Annotated in this window: 14 protein-coding genes; 2 read left to right on the forward strand and 12 right to left on the reverse strand. The window is 71.6% G+C overall.

The window, feature by feature from the left end:
- Window positions 1–46: 46 nt before the first annotated feature.
- The 4 genes from KDK95_RS01215 to KDK95_RS01230 all read right to left on the reverse strand — a co-directional run bounded on the left by KDK95_RS01215 (window position 47) and on the right by KDK95_RS01230 (window position 5,811).
- Window positions 47–2,425 carry a [protein-PII] uridylyltransferase gene (locus KDK95_RS01215; RefSeq protein ID WP_307844066.1) on the reverse strand — a complete coding sequence of 793 codons (2,379 nt, stop codon included), beginning with the start codon at window positions 2,423–2,425 and terminating at the stop codon, window positions 47–49.
- A gap of 21 nt (window positions 2,426–2,446) precedes the next feature.
- Window positions 2,447–2,785: a P-II family nitrogen regulator gene (locus KDK95_RS01220; RefSeq protein ID WP_212516065.1), complete on the reverse strand. Its 339-nt coding sequence runs from the start codon at window positions 2,783–2,785 to the stop codon at window positions 2,447–2,449.
- The gene (locus tag KDK95_RS01225) at window positions 2,785–4,182 is read right to left on the reverse strand and encodes an ammonium transporter (protein WP_212516066.1); all 1,398 of its coding nucleotides are present in this window, start codon (window positions 4,180–4,182) and stop codon (window positions 2,785–2,787) included. The genes KDK95_RS01220 and KDK95_RS01225 overlap by 1 nt, the downstream gene beginning before the upstream one ends.
- Before the next feature lie 135 nt (window positions 4,183–4,317).
- Window positions 4,318–5,811 (reverse strand): NsdA family TPR-like regulatory protein, encoded by a 1,494-nt coding sequence (locus KDK95_RS01230; RefSeq protein WP_212516067.1) that lies wholly within the window; start codon window positions 5,809–5,811, stop codon window positions 4,318–4,320.
- Window positions 5,812–6,074: 263 nt separating this feature from the next.
- Here KDK95_RS01230 and KDK95_RS01235 point away from each other — a divergent pair, with 263 nt between their 5' ends.
- A complete protein-coding gene (locus tag KDK95_RS01235; RefSeq protein WP_212516068.1) occupies window positions 6,075–6,632 on the forward strand; it encodes a bifunctional DNA primase/polymerase in 558 nt (185 codons plus the stop codon).
- 123 nt (window positions 6,633–6,755) lie between these two features.
- Here the strand turns inward: KDK95_RS01235 and ftsY are convergent, their stop codons facing one another.
- The 6 genes from ftsY to KDK95_RS01265 all read right to left on the reverse strand — a co-directional run bounded on the left by ftsY (window position 6,756) and on the right by KDK95_RS01265 (window position 16,196).
- Complete coding sequence (gene ftsY, locus KDK95_RS01240; protein ID WP_212516069.1) at window positions 6,756–7,946, reverse strand: signal recognition particle-docking protein FtsY; 1,191 nt, start codon at window positions 7,944–7,946, stop codon at window positions 6,756–6,758.
- Between the two features lie 44 nt (window positions 7,947–7,990).
- Window positions 7,991–8,737 carry a hypothetical protein gene (locus KDK95_RS01245; RefSeq protein WP_212516070.1) on the reverse strand — a complete coding sequence of 249 codons (747 nt, stop codon included), beginning with the start codon at window positions 8,735–8,737 and terminating at the stop codon, window positions 7,991–7,993.
- Between the two features lie 13 nt (window positions 8,738–8,750).
- Window positions 8,751–9,038 (reverse strand): hypothetical protein, encoded by a 288-nt coding sequence (locus tag KDK95_RS01250; RefSeq protein ID WP_212516071.1) that lies wholly within the window; start codon window positions 9,036–9,038, stop codon window positions 8,751–8,753.
- 47 nt (window positions 9,039–9,085) lie between these two features.
- On the reverse strand, window positions 9,086–12,682 hold the full coding sequence (gene smc / locus KDK95_RS01255; RefSeq protein WP_212516072.1) for a chromosome segregation protein SMC: 3,597 nt from the start codon (window positions 12,680–12,682) through the stop codon (window positions 9,086–9,088).
- 195 nt (window positions 12,683–12,877) lie between these two features.
- A complete protein-coding gene (locus KDK95_RS01260; RefSeq protein WP_212516073.1) occupies window positions 12,878–13,087 on the reverse strand; it encodes a hypothetical protein in 210 nt (69 codons plus the stop codon).
- A gap of 457 nt (window positions 13,088–13,544) precedes the next feature.
- Window positions 13,545–16,196: a valine--tRNA ligase gene (locus KDK95_RS01265; protein WP_212516074.1), complete on the reverse strand. Its 2,652-nt coding sequence runs from the start codon at window positions 16,194–16,196 to the stop codon at window positions 13,545–13,547.
- 90 nt (window positions 16,197–16,286) lie between these two features.
- Between KDK95_RS01265 and KDK95_RS36625 the strand changes: the two genes are divergently transcribed.
- Window positions 16,287–17,303, forward strand: a complete 1,017-nt coding sequence (locus KDK95_RS36625) for a hypothetical protein (RefSeq protein WP_212516075.1) — start codon at window positions 16,287–16,289, stop codon at window positions 17,301–17,303.
- Window positions 17,304–17,366: 63 nt separating this feature from the next.
- Here the strand turns inward: KDK95_RS36625 and clpX are convergent, their stop codons facing one another.
- Entirely contained in the window at window positions 17,367–18,662 is a 1,296-nt protein-coding gene (gene clpX, locus KDK95_RS01275) for an ATP-dependent Clp protease ATP-binding subunit ClpX (protein ID WP_212516076.1), read from the reverse strand.
- Window positions 18,663–18,834: 172 nt separating this feature from the next.
- A complete protein-coding gene (locus tag KDK95_RS01280) occupies window positions 18,835–19,497 on the reverse strand; it encodes an ATP-dependent Clp protease proteolytic subunit (protein WP_282971175.1) in 663 nt (220 codons plus the stop codon).
- Window positions 19,498–19,501: the final 4 nt, after the last annotated feature.

Below are 19,501 nucleotides of genomic sequence, written 5' to 3' on the forward strand. Positions count from 1 at the left end.
AGCCGCTGCCTCCAGGAGAAATGCACGGTGACTTCGCGGCGAACGGTCAGTTGAGTGCTGCGCGCACCTCAGCGATGAGCTCCTCCGCGACCGCGCTTCCCACCGCGGTCTCCGAGCCGGCGCCGAAGGTCAGGTAGAACACGTCCACAGCCTGTGGACCGAGCGTCGCGATCCGGGCCCGCTCGATGTCGGCGCCGGTTCCGGCGATGGCGGCGGCGATCCGGTGCAGCAGGCCGGGAGTGTCCTCGGCGCGCACCTCGAGCACGGTCGCCGTCTCCGACGCGCTCGGCAGCAGGCGGACCGTCGCAGGCGCCTCGTTCGGGCGCTGCCTGCGCTGCGAGGCGCGCTCCTGGTCCCGCGTCGCCAGCCGGTCGGCGATCTTGAGCGAACCGGCCCGCGCGCTGCGCAGGTCCGTGCGGAGCCGGACGAGATCCGGCAGTTCGCCGTACTCGGCCGCGACGGTCCACCGCTGCACGGCGTACGCCTTGCCCTCCGCCTTAGCGGAGTTCAGCTCGGCCGAGAGCACGCGCACGTGACGCAGCGTCAGGACCCCCGCGACCAGCGCGAGCGCGCCGACCTGATCCGGGATCGCGATGTCGATGCGGCCGATTCCGGCGCTGCCCGGCGCCACCGCCTGCACGGCGATCCCGTCCGGTGCGATCGCCGCCTGCGAGGCGAGCGCGAGGTCCGCCTCGTCTTGCTCGACGGTGTGCGCGCTCGGCTGCTCCTCCCCCGCCAGGACGGCCTGCGCACGCAGTCCGAGCTCGCGGTAGAGCGACGCGCGCCACGTGGACCACACGGCAGGGCCGGTGGCCTGGGAGTCGGACTCGGTCAGCAGTTGCAGCAGGGCGACGAAGTCGGCCGGGCTCGTACCGGACTCCCCCGCCGCGGCCAGCAGCGGCGCCAGCGTCGCGGGATCGGTCGGGTCCCGGTGCACGGCGAGCTCGGCGAACAGAAGGTGATGCCGCGTCAGTGCGACGAGCGTGGCGATGTCATGGGCCGGGAAGCTGAGGCGCGCGGCCAGCTTCGCGACGATGTCCGCGCCGGTCGCGCAGTGGTCGCCGGGCAGTCCCTTGCCGAGGTCGTGGAAGAGCGCGGCGGCGAGCAGCAGGTCCACGCGGTCCACGCGGCGGGTGCGCTCGGCGGCGTGCACGACGGTCTGCACGATGTGCCGGTCCACGGTGTGCACGTGGAGCGCGTTGCGCTGCGGAAGCGACCTGATCCGCTCCCACTCGGGCAGCAGCCGCACCAGGAGTCCGGTGCGGTCCAGCGCCTCCAGGACCGGGATGAGGCCCGGGCCGGCGCCGAGCAGGCGCATCAGTTCGGCGCGCGCGTACTCCGGCCACGGCTCGGGCAGCACGGCCGTGGACGCGGCCAGCCGCTCCAGCGAGGCGGGCGAGATGGGCAGCCCGGCCCGCGCGGCGGCGGAGGCGATGCGCAGCGGCAGCACCGGGTCGTTCAGGTCGGCCGCGAGCGCGAGAGCGGCCTCGCCCTCCGCCTTCACGACGCCGTCCGCCAGCGGCTCACGGGGCGGGGCACTGCTGCCGCCGCGACGCAGCAGACCACTGATGCCGCTCGACCGGTTCCGGGCGGCGAGCGCCTGATCGACGCGGCGCCAGGCCACATCGCACGCGTAGTCGATGGTCCGCGCCGCGTCGCTGACCGACCGCATCAACTCATCGGCACTCTCGAATTCGAGCGCGGCGGCCAGCTCGTCCTGCTCCTGCAGCAGGATGCGGTCCGCGGCTCTGCCGGTGCGCGTGTGCAGCACCCAGCGGACGTCCAGCAGAAAGGCCTGCGCGGCCTCGGGGTCGCCATGCGGAACGTCGGCGATCCAGCTCGCGGCGATCGCCCGCAGGCTGTCCGCGTCCCGCAGGCCGCCGGTGCACTCCTTGAGGTCCCCCTCAAGCCGGTAAGCCAGTTCCCCGTGGCGCTCCCGGCGCTGCTCGCGCATCGCCCTCAGCTCGGGCAGCCGGCGCGGGGCGTTCTTGCGCCAGTCCGCCAGCACCACCGAGCGCAGCGACTCGGTCAGCTGCGGATCGCCGGCGATGTGCCGGGCCGTCAGCATGCCGAGTACGACAGCCAGGTCCTCCAGCGCCACCGAGCGCGCCTCGGCCACCGTGCGCACCGAGTGGTCGAGCTTCACCTTGGCGTCCCAGATGGGGTACCAGACGGAGTCGGCGAGCTCGGCGACGGCCTTGGCGTCCCGCGAGCCGTCGTGCAGCAGCACGACGTCGAGGTCGCTGCCCGGGCTCAGCTGCCGGCGGCCGTAGCCGCCGACCGCCACCAGGGCGGCGCCCTCGACGTCGCCGAGCAGTCCGGCCAGCCACGCGTCCATCTCCGCGGAGCGCGCCTCGCGTCCCTGTGCGAATCGCAAAGCGTGCTCCCCTTCGAGGTGCGTGACCGGCCGGCCGGGGTCGTTCACTTCGTACGTGTTACAGAGCTCTTACAGCGCCTCGGCCCCGCGCTCGCCGGTGCGGACCCGGACCACGGTCTCGACCGGGGTGACCCAGATCTTGCCGTCGCCGATCTTGCCGGTCTGCGCCGCCTTGGCGATGACGTTGAGCAGGTCCTCGACGTCGTGGTCCTCGGCGAGCAGTTCGATCCGGACCTTCGGCACCAGGTCCACGGTGTACTCGGCGCCGCGGTAGACCTCGGTGTGGCCGCGCTGGCGGCCGTAGCCGGAGGCCTCGTTGACCGTCAGGCCGTGCACCCCGAACGCCTGCAGGGCGGTTTTGACCTCGTCCAGCTTGTACGGCTTGACGACTGCGGTGATGAGCTTCATCAGACGTTGACCTTCTCCTCGTCGGACTCCCCGGTGCCCGTCGGCGCGGACCCGTTGGAGGGAGCGGCGGTCGCCGCGGCCACGCTGACCGCGGCGCGGTGCAGACTTCCGGACAGGCCGCCCCAGTCGTAGGCGGTCTCCGCGTGCTCGGCCTGGTCGATGCCGGCGATCTCGGCCTCGGCGGTGACCCGCATGCCGAGGGTGGCGTTGACGATCTTAGCCAGGATGAACGAGACGATGAAGGAGTAGGCGAAGACGATTCCCGCGCCTTCGGCCTGGGAGACCAGCTGGCTCGCGCCGCCGCCGTAGAACAGGCCGGCCTTCGCGCCGTTGGAGAAGCCCGAGACCTCGTCCGGGGCGGCGAAGAAGCCGATCAGCAGGGTGCCGAGGATACCGCCGACCAGGTGCACGCCGACGACGTCGAGCGAGTCGTCGAAGTCGAAGCGGTTCTTCAGGTTCACCGCGTAGCAGCACACGAAGCCGGGGATCAGGCCGACGAAGATCGCGCCGATCGGGGAGACGGAGGCGCAGGCCGGGGTGATCGCGACCAGGCCGGCGACGGCGCCGGAGGCGGCGCCCACGGTGGTGAACTTGCCGTGCTGGATCTTCTCGGCGGCGAGCCAGCCGATGACCGCGGTGCACGTGGCAACCTGGGTGTTCATGAACACGACCGAGGCCTGGCCGCCGGAGGTCAGCGCCGAGCCGGCGTTGAAGCCGAACCAGCCGAACCACAGCAGCGCGGCGCCGAGCATCACGAACGGCACGTTGTGCGGACGCATCGGGTCCTTCTTGAAGCCGACCCGCTTACCGAGCACCAATGCGCAGGCCAGTGCTCCGGCACCTGCGTTGATGTGCACCGCGGTACCACCGGCGAAGTCCATCACGTGCAGCTTGGCGTTGATGAAGCCGTTCGGCGAGAAGACCCAGTGGGCGACCGGGAAGTAGATGACGGTGACCCACGCGCACACGTACACGGTCCAGCCGACGAACTTGGTACGGTCGGCGATGGCGCCGGAGATCAGCGCCGGGGTGATGATCGCGAACATCAGCTGGAAGCAGGCGACCGCGAAGATCGGGACACCGGTCGATCCGTAGATCGTCGCGTGGCTGTTGCTCGCGATGCCGGTCGTGATGTCCTGCATCCCCCACTGCTTCAGGCCGCCCCAGAAGCCGTTGCCGCTGGCGTCGTTCGCGTTACCGAACGATACCGACCATCCGTACAGCACCCAGGCCACGGTGACCACGGCTATACAGATGAAGTTCATCATGAGCATGTTCAGCACGCTCTTCGCGCGGACCATGCCGCCGTAGAAGAACGCCAGGCCCGGCGTCATGAGCAGGACCAGCGCGGAGCTCGCGAGCACCCACGCTGTGTTGCCGGTGTCCAGTGAGGGCATGGTTCACGTTTCCTTCGTGTTGGCGCGATTTCGTCAAGGTCCGGAGAGTGGTGCGATGCGTCAACACGATCGCGGCGCACCGTTACCGCGCGCCGCCTGCGTTGTTTCCCGACCGTGACGGAATCGGCAAGAAGGTTACGTATGTGTGAACGACGGGGCGGCGGATGCGCCGTCCCCCGGCTCGCGCTCCTCGGGGAACGCCGCACGTACCCGCGAGGCGGCCTCACGCAGCCGTTCCTCGGCCAGCCGGGACCTGATGCGTACGGCCAGACCTCCGGCGGTGCGCAGCGCGGCCACGGCGGCCGCACGGTGCCCGAGCACGGCGTGCGCCTCGGCCGAACCGGTGAGCGCCTCGACCCGCCCGCGCAACTGGCGCGGGAAGTCGCGCTCGTAGAGGCCGGCCGCCGCGTCGAACTCGGCCGCCGCCTCGCCGGTCAGCTGCGGCAGCCGGGAGGCCAGGTCGCGCAGGGCGCGGGCGGCCTCGAGGCGGACCGCCGCCGGGGTGAAGGTGGGCGGCCACGGGTGGCTCGCGTTGCTGAGCGGGGTCGAATTCGGCCCGTACTCGGCGGCCCAGCCCTTGGCGTGTAACGTCCGGGCCCGCTCGAGCGCGAGCTTCGCGGGCTCGATCCGGCCCAGCGCGCCGTAGCCGCGGGCCTCGACGAGGTCCACGAACGCCGCGGGCAGCGGGTCGAGGTCCCCGCGGGTCGCGGTGCGCCCGACGGCCAGCAGGTCCAGCGCGTCCTGCGCGCGGTTCAGGCCCACGAGCTGGCGGGCCGTCGCGGCGAGGACGACGGCGATCGTGTTGCGATCGGCGCTCTCCTTCGCCGCGTGCAGGCCGAGCACGAGGTACCGCTGCGCCGCCGCCTGCAGTCCGCTGTCCAGCGCCATCTCGCCCGCGAGCAGGCAGTAGTGCGCGGCGATGCGGAAGATGCGCGGGTGCGCCGGCTCGGGACTGTGCCGGATCAGCTCGGCCACCTCGTACAGCTGCCCGGTCACCGCGGCGCGCCGGATCCCGCCGCCGATCGCCGCCTCCCAGTCGCGGAACACGCGCAGCGTCTCCTCGAGCTGGTCGGCCAGCACCGCGGCCCGGCCCGGGCGGCCGCGCTGCGGCTGGGCCGGGATCGGACCGCCCGAGGGCAGCGCCTCCAGCACGTCGATGGAGCGCTGCGGCGCGGGCACGTAGGGCAGCAGCCAGCGCTTGACCGGCTCGATCAGCGCGGTGCCCGCGGCCAGCGGCGGCGCGCCGTCGCCCACCCGGCGCGCCGGGTTCGGCCCGAGCAGCAGGTCGCTGCGGCAGAACTCGGCCAGCAGCTCCGCCGTGCGCTCCGGCCCCCAGGGCAGGTCGGCCAGGGTGCCCGCGATCGGGCTCGAGGGCTCGCGCAGGCCGAGGTCGCTGAGCGTGACCACGCAGCCGAAGCGCTCGCTGAACAGCTCGGTGAGAATCCGCGGAATCGGATCGCGCGGCTGCTCGCCGTCCAGCCACCGACGCACCCGCGAGGTGTCGGTGGCCACATGTGTCGCGCCGAGATCCCTTGCCCTGCGGTTGACCATCCGGGCGACTTCGCCCTTGGACCAGCCGCTGCGCTGGAACCAGGAGGCGAACAGGGCGTTGGGTACGCGTTCAGGCACGATGGATCGCCGCCGTGATTGCCAGGTCGCTCATGGTGAGGCGACGGTAACGCCTTGGAGCGGACTCGCGCAGGCGTTTGCCGGAATGCGCCAGGATTCGCCACCCGCGACATCCTGCGTTCCCGGCGCGCGGTGGCTAGCGTTACCTGGTGAGAGGCTGTCACGGGGAGTACAGCCCGAGGCTCGACCGTGCCGAAAACGGCATACCCGGCCGTGTGTAAGCAGCGGGCGAAGATGGAAGACAAGACTTTGTGGGGCGTGTGATGCGTGGGCCGAACCTCGGCTTACTGCCGCGGCAGGTGCGCCGTCCGGCGCAGGGAACGGCGCGGGCGGCGACGGCGCGGCAGTGTGCCGTGCGCTACGCCGCGTACGGCTGGCCGGTGACCACCGGCTCGACGACGCCGACCCGCGATCCCGAACAGGCGCAGACCCTCTGGTCGATGCTGCCGAGCGCGTCCGTGCACGCGGTCAGCGGCGAGGCCTTCGACGTCGTCGAGGCGGACGCCTCGACGGGACGCGCCGCGCTGCTCCGGCTGGAGCGCCTCGGCGTGCCGGTCGGGCCGGTGCTCTGGGCGCCCGCGACCGACCGCATAGGCTTCCTCGTGCAGCGCGAGACGCTCGGCCAGGTACCGACGCTGCTGGGCGAGACCTGTCAGCTGCGCGTCCTGCACCGCGGTGACCTCGTCGAACTCCCCGGCTCGCCGCACAACCGCGTCCGCTGGCTCCGCGAGCCGGCCACCGTCGGCACGCCGCCGGAGCTGCCGCCCGCGCACGTCGTGCTCGGCGGCATCGCGAGCTGCCGCATCCCGCAGCGGCACTGAAGCCGCGACATCAGGACCGCGGAAAGGCTTAGCAAGCGCGGCCGGGCGAAGCGGCAGCGCGGCAATGAGAACGGCGAAGGCCGCGGAGCGTGATGCTCCGCGGCCTTCGGCAAACCCGCTCCGTCAGCTGCCGACCAGGGCGTCGACGAAGGCGGCTGGGTCGAAGGGGGCCAGGTCGTCGGCGCCCTCGCCGAGGCCGACGAGCTTGACCGGGACGCCGAGCTCGCGCTGGACGGCGATGACGATGCCGCCCTTGGCGGTGCCGTCGAGCTTCGTCAGGGCGATGCCGGTGATGTCGACCACCTCGCGGAAGACCCGGGCCTGGACGAGGCCGTTCTGCCCGGTGGTCGCGTCGAGGACGAGCAGCACCTCGTCGACCGGGCCCTGCTTCTCCACGACGCGCTTGACCTTGCCGAGCTCGTCCATCAGGCCGGTCTTGGTGTGCAGCCGGCCGGCCGTGTCGATCAGCGCGGTGTCCACGCCGAGCTCCTTGGCCTTGCGCACCGCCTCGAAGGCGACGGAGGCCGGGTCGGCGCCCTCGGCGCCGCGCACGGTGGTGGCGCCCACGCGGTCGCCCCAGGTCTCCAGCTGGTCGGCGGCGGCGGCGCGGAAGGTGTCGGCGGCGCCGAGGACGACGGTCCTGCCGTCGGCGATCAGCACCCGGGCGAGCTTGCCGGTGGTCGTCGTCTTGCCGACGCCGTTCACGCCGGCGACGAGGACCACGGCCGGGCCCTCGCCGTCCTCGCGCAGCGAGCGCACGGTGCGGTCCAGCTCCGGGTCGACCAGCTTGAGCAGCTCCTCCTTCAGCAGCTCGCGCAGCTCGTCGGGGGTGCGGGTGCCGAGCACCCGGGTCCGGGTGCGCAGCGCCTCGACGAGCTCCTGGGTGGGGCCGATGCCGAGGTCGCTGGTGAGCAGGACCTCCTCGATCTCCTCCCAGGTGTCCTCGTCCAGCTTGTCCCGGGACAGCAGCGAGAGCAGCCCCTTGCCGACGGCGCTGTTCGAGCGGGCCAGCCGGGAACGCAGCCGGACCAGCCGGTTCGCGCTCGGCTCGGGGGCCTCGAGCGCCGCCTTCGGCTTCTCGAGCTGCTCGACATCGACGGCGATCGAGTCCTTGCCTTCGACGAGAAGGTCGGACGCTCCCTCGTCCTCCCGCTCGGCCGCCTCGCCGAGCTTGAGCCGCAGGTCGTCGGGGGAACGCCGTTCGGAGGGCGGCAGGAAGCGGTCGGCGCGCTTGTTCCTCCCCCGCACGACGAGCGCGGCCACCAGGCTCGCGAAAAGCACTCCGGCGATGACGCCGATGATCACATCCACCATGATGTCTATTCTGTCAGGAACCGGACCGGAGCCTGGAATCGGCGCTATTCGATCGCGGCGAGGTCGAAGATGAAGCGCATCGCCTCGAGCCGTTTGAAGCCGCGGACCGCGTCGAGGATCTTGGTCACGTCGGACTGGACCATGTTCAGTTTCCCGCCGAGGAACGCGATCTTCTTCGCGACATAGGCCAGCTCGACCTGCGCCTGCGCCGCGGCCACCGGAGTGACCGTGCCGGCCGTGACGAACTCGGCCACCAGCAGGCCGCCGAGCGAGCCGATGAGGATGTTGATCAGCATCTGGATGGTGCCCTCGGCCAGCTGGGCCTCGCTGCGCACCGCGCGCACGCACTCCCAGGTGGTGCGCACGCAGCCGGCCAGCGCGTCGAGCTCGTCCAGGTAGACGGAGAGCGCGGGCTCGAAGCGGTCCGCCTCGGGCCCCTGCCATTCGGGGGTCAGCCTGCCGGCGACGGCCCGCAGCTCGTCGATCCTGGCGGACAGGTCCTGGTACCCGGCCTGCCAGATCTTCTCGACCCGCTCGAGTTCCACGCAGTCGCCGGTCATCCGCTCCAGGGCGTGAAAGGGATTCGGCGCGCCGGTGTGGTCGCAGATGAAGAAGACGAGCTTCTTCTCCAGCGTGCTCAGGCCCGGAATGGGAATCGCGGGTATGTGAAAGTGCGACAGATGGGTGCGGCCGAACTCCGCGAGGCTCGCCTCGTCGACCTTTTTCGGCGCGTGCTCGTCGTAAGCGGCCGGGTCCGCGGCCACGGCGTCGTATCGGTGTGTCCAATGCATGGATTCCCCCCGACTACTCCTTCGCGGTGAATTCCGCGATGAAAGACTCGGCGACCTCGCGCGCCTCGGTCAGGTTGACCTTGGTCGCGGGCAGCCGGTCGTGGTACGCGTCGCGCACCTTCGCCGCGTCGATCAGCTTCCCGAACGCGTGCTCGTGCACGCCCGCGGCGCCCAACTGCTCCTCAAACGTGACGCAGGCCGCGCCGACGGACTCGAGCGCGCCGACCAGGGCCCGCACCAGGTCCGTTTCCACTCCCAGCAGAACCCTGACAAGCCCGACATCCCCACCCGACTCAGCCATGCGGAGCAGCGTACCGAGCCGGATGGGGGAAGGGAAGAGACTCCGGATCAGGCCTCGAGCGCTGCGGCCTGCGGCGGAACCTGGTCGCGCATCTTGCCGTCCTGCCGCAGCTTCTGCGAGATGACCGTGGTGACGCCGTCGCCGCGCATGGAGACGCCGTAGAGCGCGTCGGCGACCTCCATCGTGCGCTTCTGGTGGGTGATCACGATCAGCTGCGAGTTCTCCCGCAGCTCCTCCATGATGGCGATCAGCCGCTGCAGGTTGGTGTCGTCCAGCGCCGCCTCGACCTCGTCCATCACGTAGAAGGGCGAGGGACGGGCCTTGAAGATCGAGACCAGCAGCGCGACGGCCGTCAGCGAGCGCTCGCCGCCGGAGAGCAGCGAGAGCCGCTTGACCTTCTTGCCCGGCGGACGCGCCTCGACCTCGATGCCGGTGGTCAGCATGTCGTCCGGGTCGGTCAGGTACAGCCGGCCCTCCCCGCCGGGGAACAGCCGCGAGAACACGCCGACGAATTCGCGCTCGGTGTCCGCGTACGCCTCGGCGAAGACCTGGCGGACCCTCTCGTCGACGTCGTCGACGACCTGGAGCAGGTCGGCGCGGGTCTTCTTGAGGTCCTCGAGCTGCTCGCTGAGGAACTTGTAGCGCTCCTCCATCGCCGCGAACTCCTCGAGCGCGAGCGGGTTGACCTTGCCCAGCGCCGCGTAGTCGCGCTCGGCCTGCTTGAGCCGCTTCTCCTGCTCGGGGCGGACGAACTCGATGAAGCCGGGCTCGCCGTCCGGGCCGACGACCGGGACCGGGACCTCGGGGCCGTACTCGGCGACCAGCGCCACGACCTCGATTCCGTGGTCCTCCATGGACTTCTCTTCGAGCTGTTCGAGCCGCATCCGCTTCTCGGCGCGCGCCACCTCGTCCCGGTGCGCGGTGTCCGTGAGCTGATCCAGCTCGCCGGCCAGCTCGCGGCCGCGGGTGCGCAGCAGGCTCAGGCGCGCCTCGCGTTCGGCGCGCTCCTTCTCCGCCTGCTCGCGCATCGCGCCGGCCTGGGCCAGCGACACTTCGAGGCAGGCGAGGGTCTGCTTCACCCCGGAGACGACGGCCTGCGCGACGCGCACCTGCGCGCTCGCGGCGGCCTGCCGCTCGGCGGCCCGGTTGCGCGCCTCGCGCTCGGCGGCCGCGCCGCGGTCCAGCGCGTCGGCGCGGCCGGCCAGCGAACGGGCCCGCTCCTCGCCGGTGCGCACCGCGAGGCGCGCCTCCATCTCGGCCGCGCGCGCGGCGGTGGCCTCGGCGGCGAGCTCGTCGCGCAGGTCGGTCGAGCTCGCGTCGTCCTCGGCCAGCGTCTCGGCCGCGGCGGCGGCCTCCTCGTGCTCGATCTCGAGGTCGGCGAGGGTGCTCTCGTCCTTCTCCTTGGCCGACTCCGCCGCCTCGGCGGCCTTGGCGTACCGCTCGACCTCGGCCAGCGCGGCGCGCGCCTGGCCGCCGAGGCGGCCGAGCTGCTGGGCCACGGAGGCCTTCTGCGCGTCGGCGGCCCGGCGCTCGGCGACCAGCGCGTCCAGCTGCTGCTTCGCGGCACGCTGGTGCTCGGTCGCCTCCTCGAGCTCGCCGCGCAGCTGCCGGGAGCGCTCGACCGCCTCGGCCAGCTTCTCCGCCGCCTCGTCGACCGCGGCCTGGATCTCCAGCAGCGAGGGCGCGCTGGACGAGCCGCCGTGCGCGATGTGCCGGCCGAGCACGTCGCCCTCGCGGGTGACGGCGACCAGCTCGGGCCGCGCCTCGAGCAGCCGGCTGGCCTCGCCGAGGTCGTCCACTATCGCCATGCCGTGCAGCAGCCGCCGCACCGAGGCGCCCATCTCCGCCGGAACGCTCACCAGCTCGCTGAGGTAGCGCGCGTACGACGGCAGCTCCGGCAGCTCAGCGCCCTGATAGAGGGCGCCGCCGATCAGTATGGCCGCCCGGCCGTGGTCCTCGGCCTTGAGCAGCCGGATCGCGTTGACCGCGGCGTCGGACGAGGCGACCGCGACGGCGTCCGCCGCGACGCCGAGCGCCGCGGCCACGGCCGTCTCGGCCCCCTGTTCGATCGTCAGTATCGCCGCGACGGAGCCGAGCATGCCGGAGAGCCGGTCGGTCGCCGCCAGCAGCGCGCCGGCGCCGTCCTTGCGGTTCAGGCCGAGCTCGAGGGCCTCCTTGCGGGCGGCGAACGCGCCCTTCTCCCGCTCGGCGTCGCGCTCGGCGGCGCGCAGCGCGGTCAGCCGGTCCTCGGCCTCCGCGACGGCGGTCGTGGCGTCCTCGACCTCGGCGTCCAGGCCGTCGCCGTCCTCGATGCCCTCCACCTGCGCCTTGAGCTCGTCGTACTCCGCCTGCACGGCGGCGGCCCGGGCCCGGGCCTCCTCGTGCGCGGTCCGCAGACGGCCGAGCTCGGCGTCGGCGGCGGTCAGCTTCGAGCGCACCGCGCCGACCCGGCCGGCCAGCTTGGCCAGGCTCTCCCGGCGGTCCGCGGCGGAACGCACCGCGGCGGCCAGCCGGCGCTCCTCGGCGCCGTGCGCCGATTCGGCCTCGCCGCGGCGGCGCACCGCGTCGGCCAGCGCCTCCTGCGCCTGCGCGATCTCCTCGGCGAGCGCGTCCTCCTGCTCGCGGATGTACTCGGCCTCGCGCTCCATCTCCTCCGGGTCGCGGCCCTGGCGCTCGGTCTGCGCGCCCTGCGCCAGCTGGGTCAGGTTGCGCACCCGCTCCCCGGCCAGCGATCCGGTGCCACGCAGCCGCTCACGCAGCGAGGAGAGGCGGTACCAGGCCTCCTGCGTCGCGGCGAGGTGCGGAACGAGTTCCTGGACGGACTGCTCGAGCTCGGTCTCCTGCGCCAGGCACTGCGCGACCTCCTGCTCGATCTGCGCACGGCGCTTGCGCACCGCCTGGTCGTCCGCGGTCTCCTGCTCGTAGGCCAGCTTGAGGTTGACGAACTCGTCGGCGAGCAGCCGCAGCCGGGCGTCGCGCAGGTCCGCCTGGATCGCCACCGCGCGCCGGGCCACCTCGGCCTGCCGGCCGAGCGGCTTGAGCTGGCGGCGCAGCTCGGTGGTCAGGTCGGTGATCCGGGTCAGGTTGGCCTGCATCGCGTCCAGCTTGCGCAGCGCCTTCTCCTTGCGCTTGCGGTGCTTCAGGACGCCCGCGGCCTCCTCGATGAACGCGCGCCGCTCCTCGGGACCGGCCCGCAGCACGGCGTCGAGCTGGCCCTGGCCGACGATGACGTGCATCTCGCGGCCGATGCCGGAGTCGGAGAGAAGCTCCTGGATGTCGAGCAGGCGGCACGCGGTGCCGTTGATCGCGTACTCGGAACCGCCGTTGCGGAACATGATCCGCGAGATGGTGACCTCGGTGTAGTCGATCGGCAGGGCGCCGTCGGTGTTGTCGATCGTGAGGCTGACCTCGGCGCGGCCCAGCGGCGGGCGGCCCGCGGTGCCGGCGAAGATGACGTCCTCCATCTTGCCGCCGCGCAGCGACTTCGCGCCCTGCTCGCCCATGACCCACGCCAGCGCGTCCACGACGTTCGACTTGCCGGAGCCGTTCGGGCCCACGACGCAGGTGATGCCGGGCTCGAAGCGCATGGTGGTGGCCGAGGCGAAGGACTTGAAGCCGCGCAGGGTCATGCTTTTGAGGTGCACGTCGTCCCGAGTTCCTAGGTGTCCAGTGGCTTACCGACCGACTACTCCGCTCAGCGTACCGGCCGGGTCACCGGTAAGAGCAGAAGGGACGCCTCGGCGTCCCTTCGATTTCTCTCGGCGTACGCCTCAGCCTAACCCGTGGCGTATGCCGTCGATGAAGTTGTGAGGGGGTCCCGCCGCCGGGGCCCGGACCGCTCAGGTGAGCGCGGGCTCCCGCTCCTCCACGGCCGCGAGCAGCTCGCGGTCGAAGGAGTCGGCGTGCACGGCCGCGGCCAGCGCGTCGTTCTCCGCCTTGGCGCGCCCGAGCTCCTCCTCCAGGTCGCGTACTCGCTGCTGCAGCCTCCGGACCTCGGCGAGCATCCGCGGGTCCGCTCCCCCGATGTGTCCGAGTAGTGCCTTAGCCATTCCAGGGTCCTCCACGTCGAGTGGACCGACACGGCCGGTCAGGATGCCGTGTCGCCATTGTTTTCACCGTCGGCTCGAGCCACGGTGGCTTGTGTTCCGCGCCATCCGCCCGAGGTTTCCTGGGTCACGACAAGGGCCCTAGGCGGGGGCTGGAGCGGTGTGCGGACTACCGCACAGGCACAGCTTCCGCTGGCGGTCCCTCGCGCGAAATGGGCAGGTGCGCGGGCTTCTAGCGTCTCACCGCGGGCCAGCTGGGTCAAATCCTGCGCCACTTCGCGCCGTCCGCCAGGTTTAGCCGCCCCGCGGGCGTGGTAAAGCAGAACGCTCACACTCCGTGCGGACGCGGCGACCCCCGGCGCACGAGGGCTCCGGGGGTCGCCGTCCGTCCTTGGGCCGTCAGCCGAACGGCCCGCGGCCGTTCACGTGGATCACGCCCGCCCGCGGCCGTTCGCGCGGGTCACGCCTGCGGCAGCGCGGCCAGCTGCTGCCGGATCCGGCTGAGATCGGCCTCGGCCGTCGCCAGCCGGGTGCGGATCTTCTCGACGACCGGCTCCGGAGCCTTCGCCAGGAAGGCCTCGTTGCCGAGCTTCGCGTTCGCCGCCGCGATCTCCTTCGCCGCGGCCGCCTGGTCCTTCGTCAGCCGGGCCCGCTCGGCGGCCACGTCGATGGTGCCGGACAGGTCCAGCTCCACGGTCGCCAGCGCGGTCTGCAGCGTCGCCGTGGCGGCGAAGCCCTCGGCCGGCTCGGTGAGCCGGGCCAGCGACCGAAGCTCCACCTCGTGCGCTTGCAGTGAGCCCTGGAGGGACAGCCTTCCGGGCACCCGCTGGCCCACGTTCAGGCCCTGGTCGGAGCGGAAGCGGCGCACCTCGGTGACCGCCTCCTGCAGCGCCAGGATGTCCGCCTCGGCCGCCGGGTCGCGCAGCGCCCCGTCCGCCTGCGGCCAGGCCGCGGTGACGATCGTCTCGCCCCCGGTGAGCGTCTTCCACAGCTCCTCGGTGACGAACGGGATGTACGGGTGCAGCAGGCGCAGCGTCGCGTCCAGCACGTGGCCGAGCACGGCGCGGGTGGACTCCGCCGCCCGGCCGCCGGCCGCGAGCGGCGACTTGGCCAGCTCCACGTACCAGTCGAACACCTCGTCCCAGGCGAAGTGGTAGAGCGCGTCGCAGGCCTTGGCGTGCTGGTAGTCCTCCATCAGCGCGTCCACCTCGGCGGTCACCGCGGTGAGCCGGGACAGGATCCACCGGTCGGCGGTGGACAGGTGCTCCTTCGCGGGCAGCCCGGCGACCGTCGCCCCGTTCATCAGCGCGAAGCGGGTGGCGTTCCAGACCTTGTTGCAGAAATTGCGCGAGGCCTGGCACCACTCCTCGCCGGTGGCCAGGTCCACGCCCGGGTTGGCGCCCCGGGCCAGGGTGAACCGGGTGGCGTCCGCCCCGTACTTCTCCACCCACTCCAGCGGGTCGATGCCGTTGCCCAGCGACTTGGACAGCTTGCGGCCGAACTGGTCGCGGACCAGGCCGTGCAGCGAGACGGTGTGGAAGGGGATCGAGCCCTCGGGGCCGCGGTCCTTCATCGCGTACAGGCCGAACATCATCATCCGGACGACCCAGAAGAACAGGATGTCGTAGCCGGTCACCAGCACCGAGGTCGGGTAGAACTTGCGCAGGTCCTCGGTCTCGTCCGGCCAGCCCAGCGTGGAGAAGGGCCACAGGCCGGAGGAGAACCAGGTGTCGAGCACGTCCGAGTCCTGGCGCCAGCCCTCCGCCTCGGTGCCGGGCGCGTCCTCGTCCGGGCCCACGCACACGATCTCGCCGTTCGGGCCGTACCAGACCGGGATCCGGTGGCCCCACCACAGCTGCCGGGAGATGCACCAGTCGCGCAGGTTGTCGACCCACTGGAAGTAGCGCGGCTCGAGCTCCTTCGGGTGAATCCGCACCCGGCCCTCGCGCACCGCCGCGGCGGCGTCGGCGGCCAGCGGGGCCACCTTCACCCACCACTGCATGGACAGCCGCGGCTCGACCACCGTGTCGCAGCGCGAGCAGTGGCCCACGGCGTGCACGTAGGGCCGCTTCTCGGCCACGATCCGGCCCTCTTCGCGCAGCGCCGCGACCACGGCCGGGCGCGCCTCGAAGCGGTCAAGTCCGAGGAACGGGCCGTGCACGGTGATCACGCCGCGCTCGTCCATCACGACGAGGTTCTCCAGGCCGTGCCGCTGCCCGATCTCGAAGTCGTTCGGGTCGTGCGCCGGGGTCACCTTCACCGCACCGGTGCCGAAGGACGGGTCCACGTGCGCGTCGGCCACGATCGGGATCCGGCGGCCGGTGAACGGCAGCTCCACCGTGGTGCCGATCAGGTGCTGGTAGCGCTCGTCGTCGGGGTGCACGGCCACGGCGGTGTCGCCGAGCATGGTCTCGGCCCGGGTCGTCGCCACGACGATCGCGTCGTCGCCCTCGCCGTAGCGGATGGAGACGAGCTCGCCGTCGTCGTCGTGGTGCTCCACCTCGGCGTCGGACAGGGCGGTGAGGCAGCGCGGGCACCAGTTGATGATCCGCTCGGCCCGGTAGATCAGGCCGTCGTCGTAGAGCCGCTTGAAGATCGTCAGCACGCTGCGGGACAGGCCGGCGTCGAAGGTGAAGCGCTCCCGGGTCCAGTCCACGCTCGCGCCGAGCTTGCGGATCTGGTTGAGGATGGCGCTGCCCTTCTCCTCCTTCCACTCCCAGGTGCGCTTGACGAAGGCCTCGCGGCCCAGGTCGTGCCGGGACAGGCCCTCCTTGGCCAGCTGCTTCTCCACCGCGTTCTGGGTGGCGATGCCGGCGTGGTCGGTGCCCGGCAGCCACAGCGCCTCGAAGCCCTGCATGCGCTTGCGCCGGGTGATCGAGTCCTGGAGGGTCACGTCGAGGGCGTGGCCGATGTGCAGCACGCTGGTCACGTTCGGCGGCGGGATCACGATGGTGTGCGCGGGCTTCTCGCTCTTCGCGTCCGCCTCGAAGTAGCCGGCGCCTACCCAGTGCTCGTACAGCTTCCCCTCTACCTCGGCCGGCGCGTACTGCGGCGGCAAGGCGGCGGCAGCGGCGTGGCTGCCCTGGCTCTGGGGGGAAGTGGTTTCGGTCACGCAGACGATTGTACGGAGCCCGCGAGACCGGTATGTATCCGTTACGCCCGCCCGTCTTCGCGCGGACCGACGAATGGGTAGGTTTACCCCATGTCGTGGGGAGAGCCGCAGCAACCGCCGTACGATCCGCGCAACCCGTACGGCCAGCAGCAACAGCCTTATCAGCAGGGCGATCAGCCTCAGCAGGGGCAGCCCGGCGCACCGTCCGGGTGGGGGCAGCCCTCGAACTCCGGGTCCGGCTACACGCAGCCGATGCCGGATCAGGGCAACCCGTACGGACAGCCCCAGCAGCCCCAGCAGCAGAACCCGTTCGGGGCGCCCGGGCAGCCCTACGGACAGCAGCAGTACGGCCAGCCGTACGGGCAGTCGTACGGGCAGCCGTACGGACAGCCGACCTACGGCCAGCCCGCCTACACGGGCTTTCCGGCGCCTCCGCCGAAGAAGGGCAACGCGACCTTCGTCGCACTGCTGGTCGGCGGGCTCGTCGTGGTGGGCGGAGGCATCGCGGCCGCGGTGGTGCTCACCGGCAACCACAGCAGCAACCCGGTCGCGGGGCCGACGGCGAGCGTCTCGATCGGCACCACGGGGTCGGCCGGCGCCAGTTCGTCGGCGAGCGCGACGACGGGATCGACGAAGCTGACGGCGCCGACCGGCGTGCAGGGCCTGACGCTGCTGTCGAACTCCGTCGCCCAGCAGGACCTGTCCTCGATGAAGACCAGCCTGGCCGCCGACGCCGAGCTCTACCCGGACCCGGTTCTCGCCGCGTACAACGACGGCGGCGGCAGCGACGTGACCACGATCCTGGTGGACCAGGCGATGTCCGACCTGAGCTCCACGGACCAGACCGAGCTGACCTCCTCGGGCTCCGCCGCGAACGTGGTCTCGCAGATCATGACCGGCGCCGGGGTCAGCAACGCGCAGACGGAGACGACCGACGCCAGCGACGGCGCGCTCAGCTGCGGGACGAAGGACGAGAGCGGCACGAACGTGACGATCTGCGTCTGGTACGACCAGAGCACCTTCGGCACGCTGCAGTACCTGGACGGCACCACGCCGAGCACCGCGGCCCCGGTCGCGGACGCCATGCGCGCCGCCGCGGAGAGCTGAGCCCGGCCGACGACGAACGAGCACCCGGTCACGCGACCGGGTGCTCGTCTCGCTGAGGGGCCGTCAGGCCGACTTCTCCCGCGGCAGCCTGGGGCTCGGCCCGCCGCGCAGCGGCGAGTCGCGCGGGATCAGCGTCGGGTTGGCGCGCTCGCGGACCGTCTCCGCGGTGACCAGCACCTGCGCGATGTCGCGGCGGGAGGGGACGTCGTACATGATCGACATCAGCACCTCCTCCATGATCGCGCGCAGCGCGCGCACGCCGGTGCCGCGCAGGATCGCCAGGTCGGCGAGGGCCTGCAGCGCGTCGTCGGAGAACTCGAGCTCCACGCCGTCCAGCGCCATCAGGTGCTGGTACTGGCGGACGAGCGCGTTCTTCGGCTCGACCAGGATCCGCCGCAGCGCCGCCGAGTCGAGGTTGCTCACGTGCGTCAGGACGGGCAGCCGGCCGATGAACTCCGGGATCATCCCGAACTTGATCAGGTCCTCCGGCATGACGTCGGCGAAGACGTCCTCCGCCTCCAGCTCGGCCCGGCTGCGCAGCTGGGCGCCGAAGCCGATCCCCTGCTTGCCGACCCGCGCCTGGATGATCCGCTCGAGGCCGGAGAAGGCCCCGCCCACGATGAACAGGATGTTCGTCGTGTCGATCTGGATGAACTCCTGGTGCGGGTGCTTGCGGCCGCCCTGCGGGGGCACCGCGGCGATCGTGCCCTCCAGTATCTTCAGCAGCGCCTGCTGCACGCCCTCGCCCGAGACGTCCCGGGTGATCGAGGGGTTCTCCGACTTGCGGCCGATCTTGTCGACCTCGTCGATGTAGATGATCCCGGTCTCGGCCTTCTTCACGTCGAAGTCGGCGGCCTGGATCAGGCGCAGCAGAATGTTCTCGACGTCCTCGCCGACGTAGCCGGCCTCGGTCAGCGCCGTGGCGTCCGCGATGGCGAAGGGCACGTCCAGCATCCGGGCGAGGGTCTGCGCGAGGAAGGTCTTGCCGGAGCCGGTGGGGCCGAGCAGCAGCACGTTGCTCTTGGCGATCTCCACCGTCTCGTCGCGGTTCGAGCGGCTGGTGTCGCCGGCCTGGATCCGCTTGTAGTGGTTGTAGACGGCCACCGCGAGGGCGCGCTTGGCGTCCTCCTGCCCGATGACGTACTGGTCCAGGAACTCGCAGATCTCCCGCGGCCTGGGCAGCTCCGACCACCGGTGCTCCGCCACCCCGGCGAGCTCCTCCTCGATGATCTCGTTGCACAGGTCGATGCACTCGTCGCAGATGTACACGCCTGGCCCGGCGATCAGCTTCTTGACCTGGCGCTGGCTCTTCCCGCAGAAGGAGCACTTGAGCAGATCGCCCTCACCGATTCGCGCCACGGCGGGAACCTCCTGAGCAGATCGCGCTGCGACGACCGATGCGTGCCACTGGGTCGGTCTCCTTAGCGGAGTGGTGTGGTGGATGACTCGCTTATCTGAAGGTACCGCTTCGCGGGCCGTTGCGGGGCCAAGCGGGCCCGGACCACGCCCGGACCCGCTCGGCCGTCACCCGTCAGGCCCCGCTGGCGAGCGCGTCGGCGCGGGTGGAGAGCACGCTGTCGACGATCCCGTAGTCGAGCGCCTCCTGCGCCGTGAGGTACTTGTCGCGCTCGACGTCGGCACGCACGTCCTCCTCGGTCTTGCCGGTGTGCCGGGAGAGCATCTGCTCCATCGTGGTGCGGATCCGCAGGATCTCCGCCGCCTGGATCTCCAGGTCGATCAGGTCGCCGCGGCCCGTCTCGGTGTACGGCTGGTGGATCAGGATCTTGGAGTGCGGCAGCGCCATCCGCTTGCCCTTGGTCCCCGCCGCGAGCAGCACCGCGGCGGCCGAGGCGGCCTGCCCGATGCACACGGTCGAGATGTCCGGCTTGACGAACTGCATCGTGTCGTAGATGGCGGTGAGCGCGCTGAACGAGCCGCCGGGCGAGTTGATGTACATGGTGATGTCCCGGTCCGGGTCCATCGACTCCAGCGTGATCAGCTGGGCCATGACGTCGTTCGCCGAGGTGTCGTCGATCTGCACGCCGAGGAAGATGATCCGCTCCTCGAACAGCTTCGAGTACGGGTTGTGCTCGCGCAGGCCCTGGCTGGTGCGCTCGACGAAGCTGGGCAGGATGTACCGGGACTCGACGCGGGGACCGTCGTGCCGCGCGTCCAGGCTGAACCGATTCGACATGTTT

Origin of the sequence: Actinospica acidithermotolerans (assembly GCF_018139625.1) — a bacterium.
Lineage (GTDB): Bacteria > Actinomycetota > Actinomycetes > Streptomycetales > Catenulisporaceae > Actinospica > Actinospica acidithermotolerans.

Bases quoted from the DNA above. Each gene is read 5' to 3' on its own strand.
- KDK95_RS01280 (WP_282971175.1), bottom strand. From the start codon at position 19,497: ATGTCGAATCGGTTCAGCCTGGACGCGCGGCACGACGGTCCCCGCGTC.
- ftsY (WP_212516069.1), bottom strand. From the start codon at position 7,946: ATGGTGGATGTGATCATCGGCGTCATCGCCGGAGTGCTTTTCGCGAGC.
- KDK95_RS01250 (WP_212516071.1), bottom strand. From the start codon at position 9,038: ATGGCTGAGTCGGGTGGGGATGTCGGGCTTGTCAGGGTTCTGCTGGGA.
- KDK95_RS01245 (WP_212516070.1), bottom strand. From the start codon at position 8,737: ATGCATTGGACACACCGATACGACGCCGTGGCCGCGGACCCGGCCGCT.
- KDK95_RS01260 (WP_212516073.1), bottom strand. From the start codon at position 13,087: ATGGCTAAGGCACTACTCGGACACATCGGGGGAGCGGACCCGCGGATG.
- KDK95_RS01235 (WP_212516068.1), top strand. From the start codon at position 6,075: ATGCGTGGGCCGAACCTCGGCTTACTGCCGCGGCAGGTGCGCCGTCCG.
- KDK95_RS01225 (WP_212516066.1), bottom strand. From the start codon at position 4,182: ATGCCCTCACTGGACACCGGCAACACAGCGTGGGTGCTCGCGAGCTCC.
- KDK95_RS01220 (WP_212516065.1), bottom strand. From the start codon at position 2,785: ATGAAGCTCATCACCGCAGTCGTCAAGCCGTACAAGCTGGACGAGGTC.
- KDK95_RS36625 (WP_212516075.1), top strand. From the start codon at position 16,287: ATGTCGTGGGGAGAGCCGCAGCAACCGCCGTACGATCCGCGCAACCCG.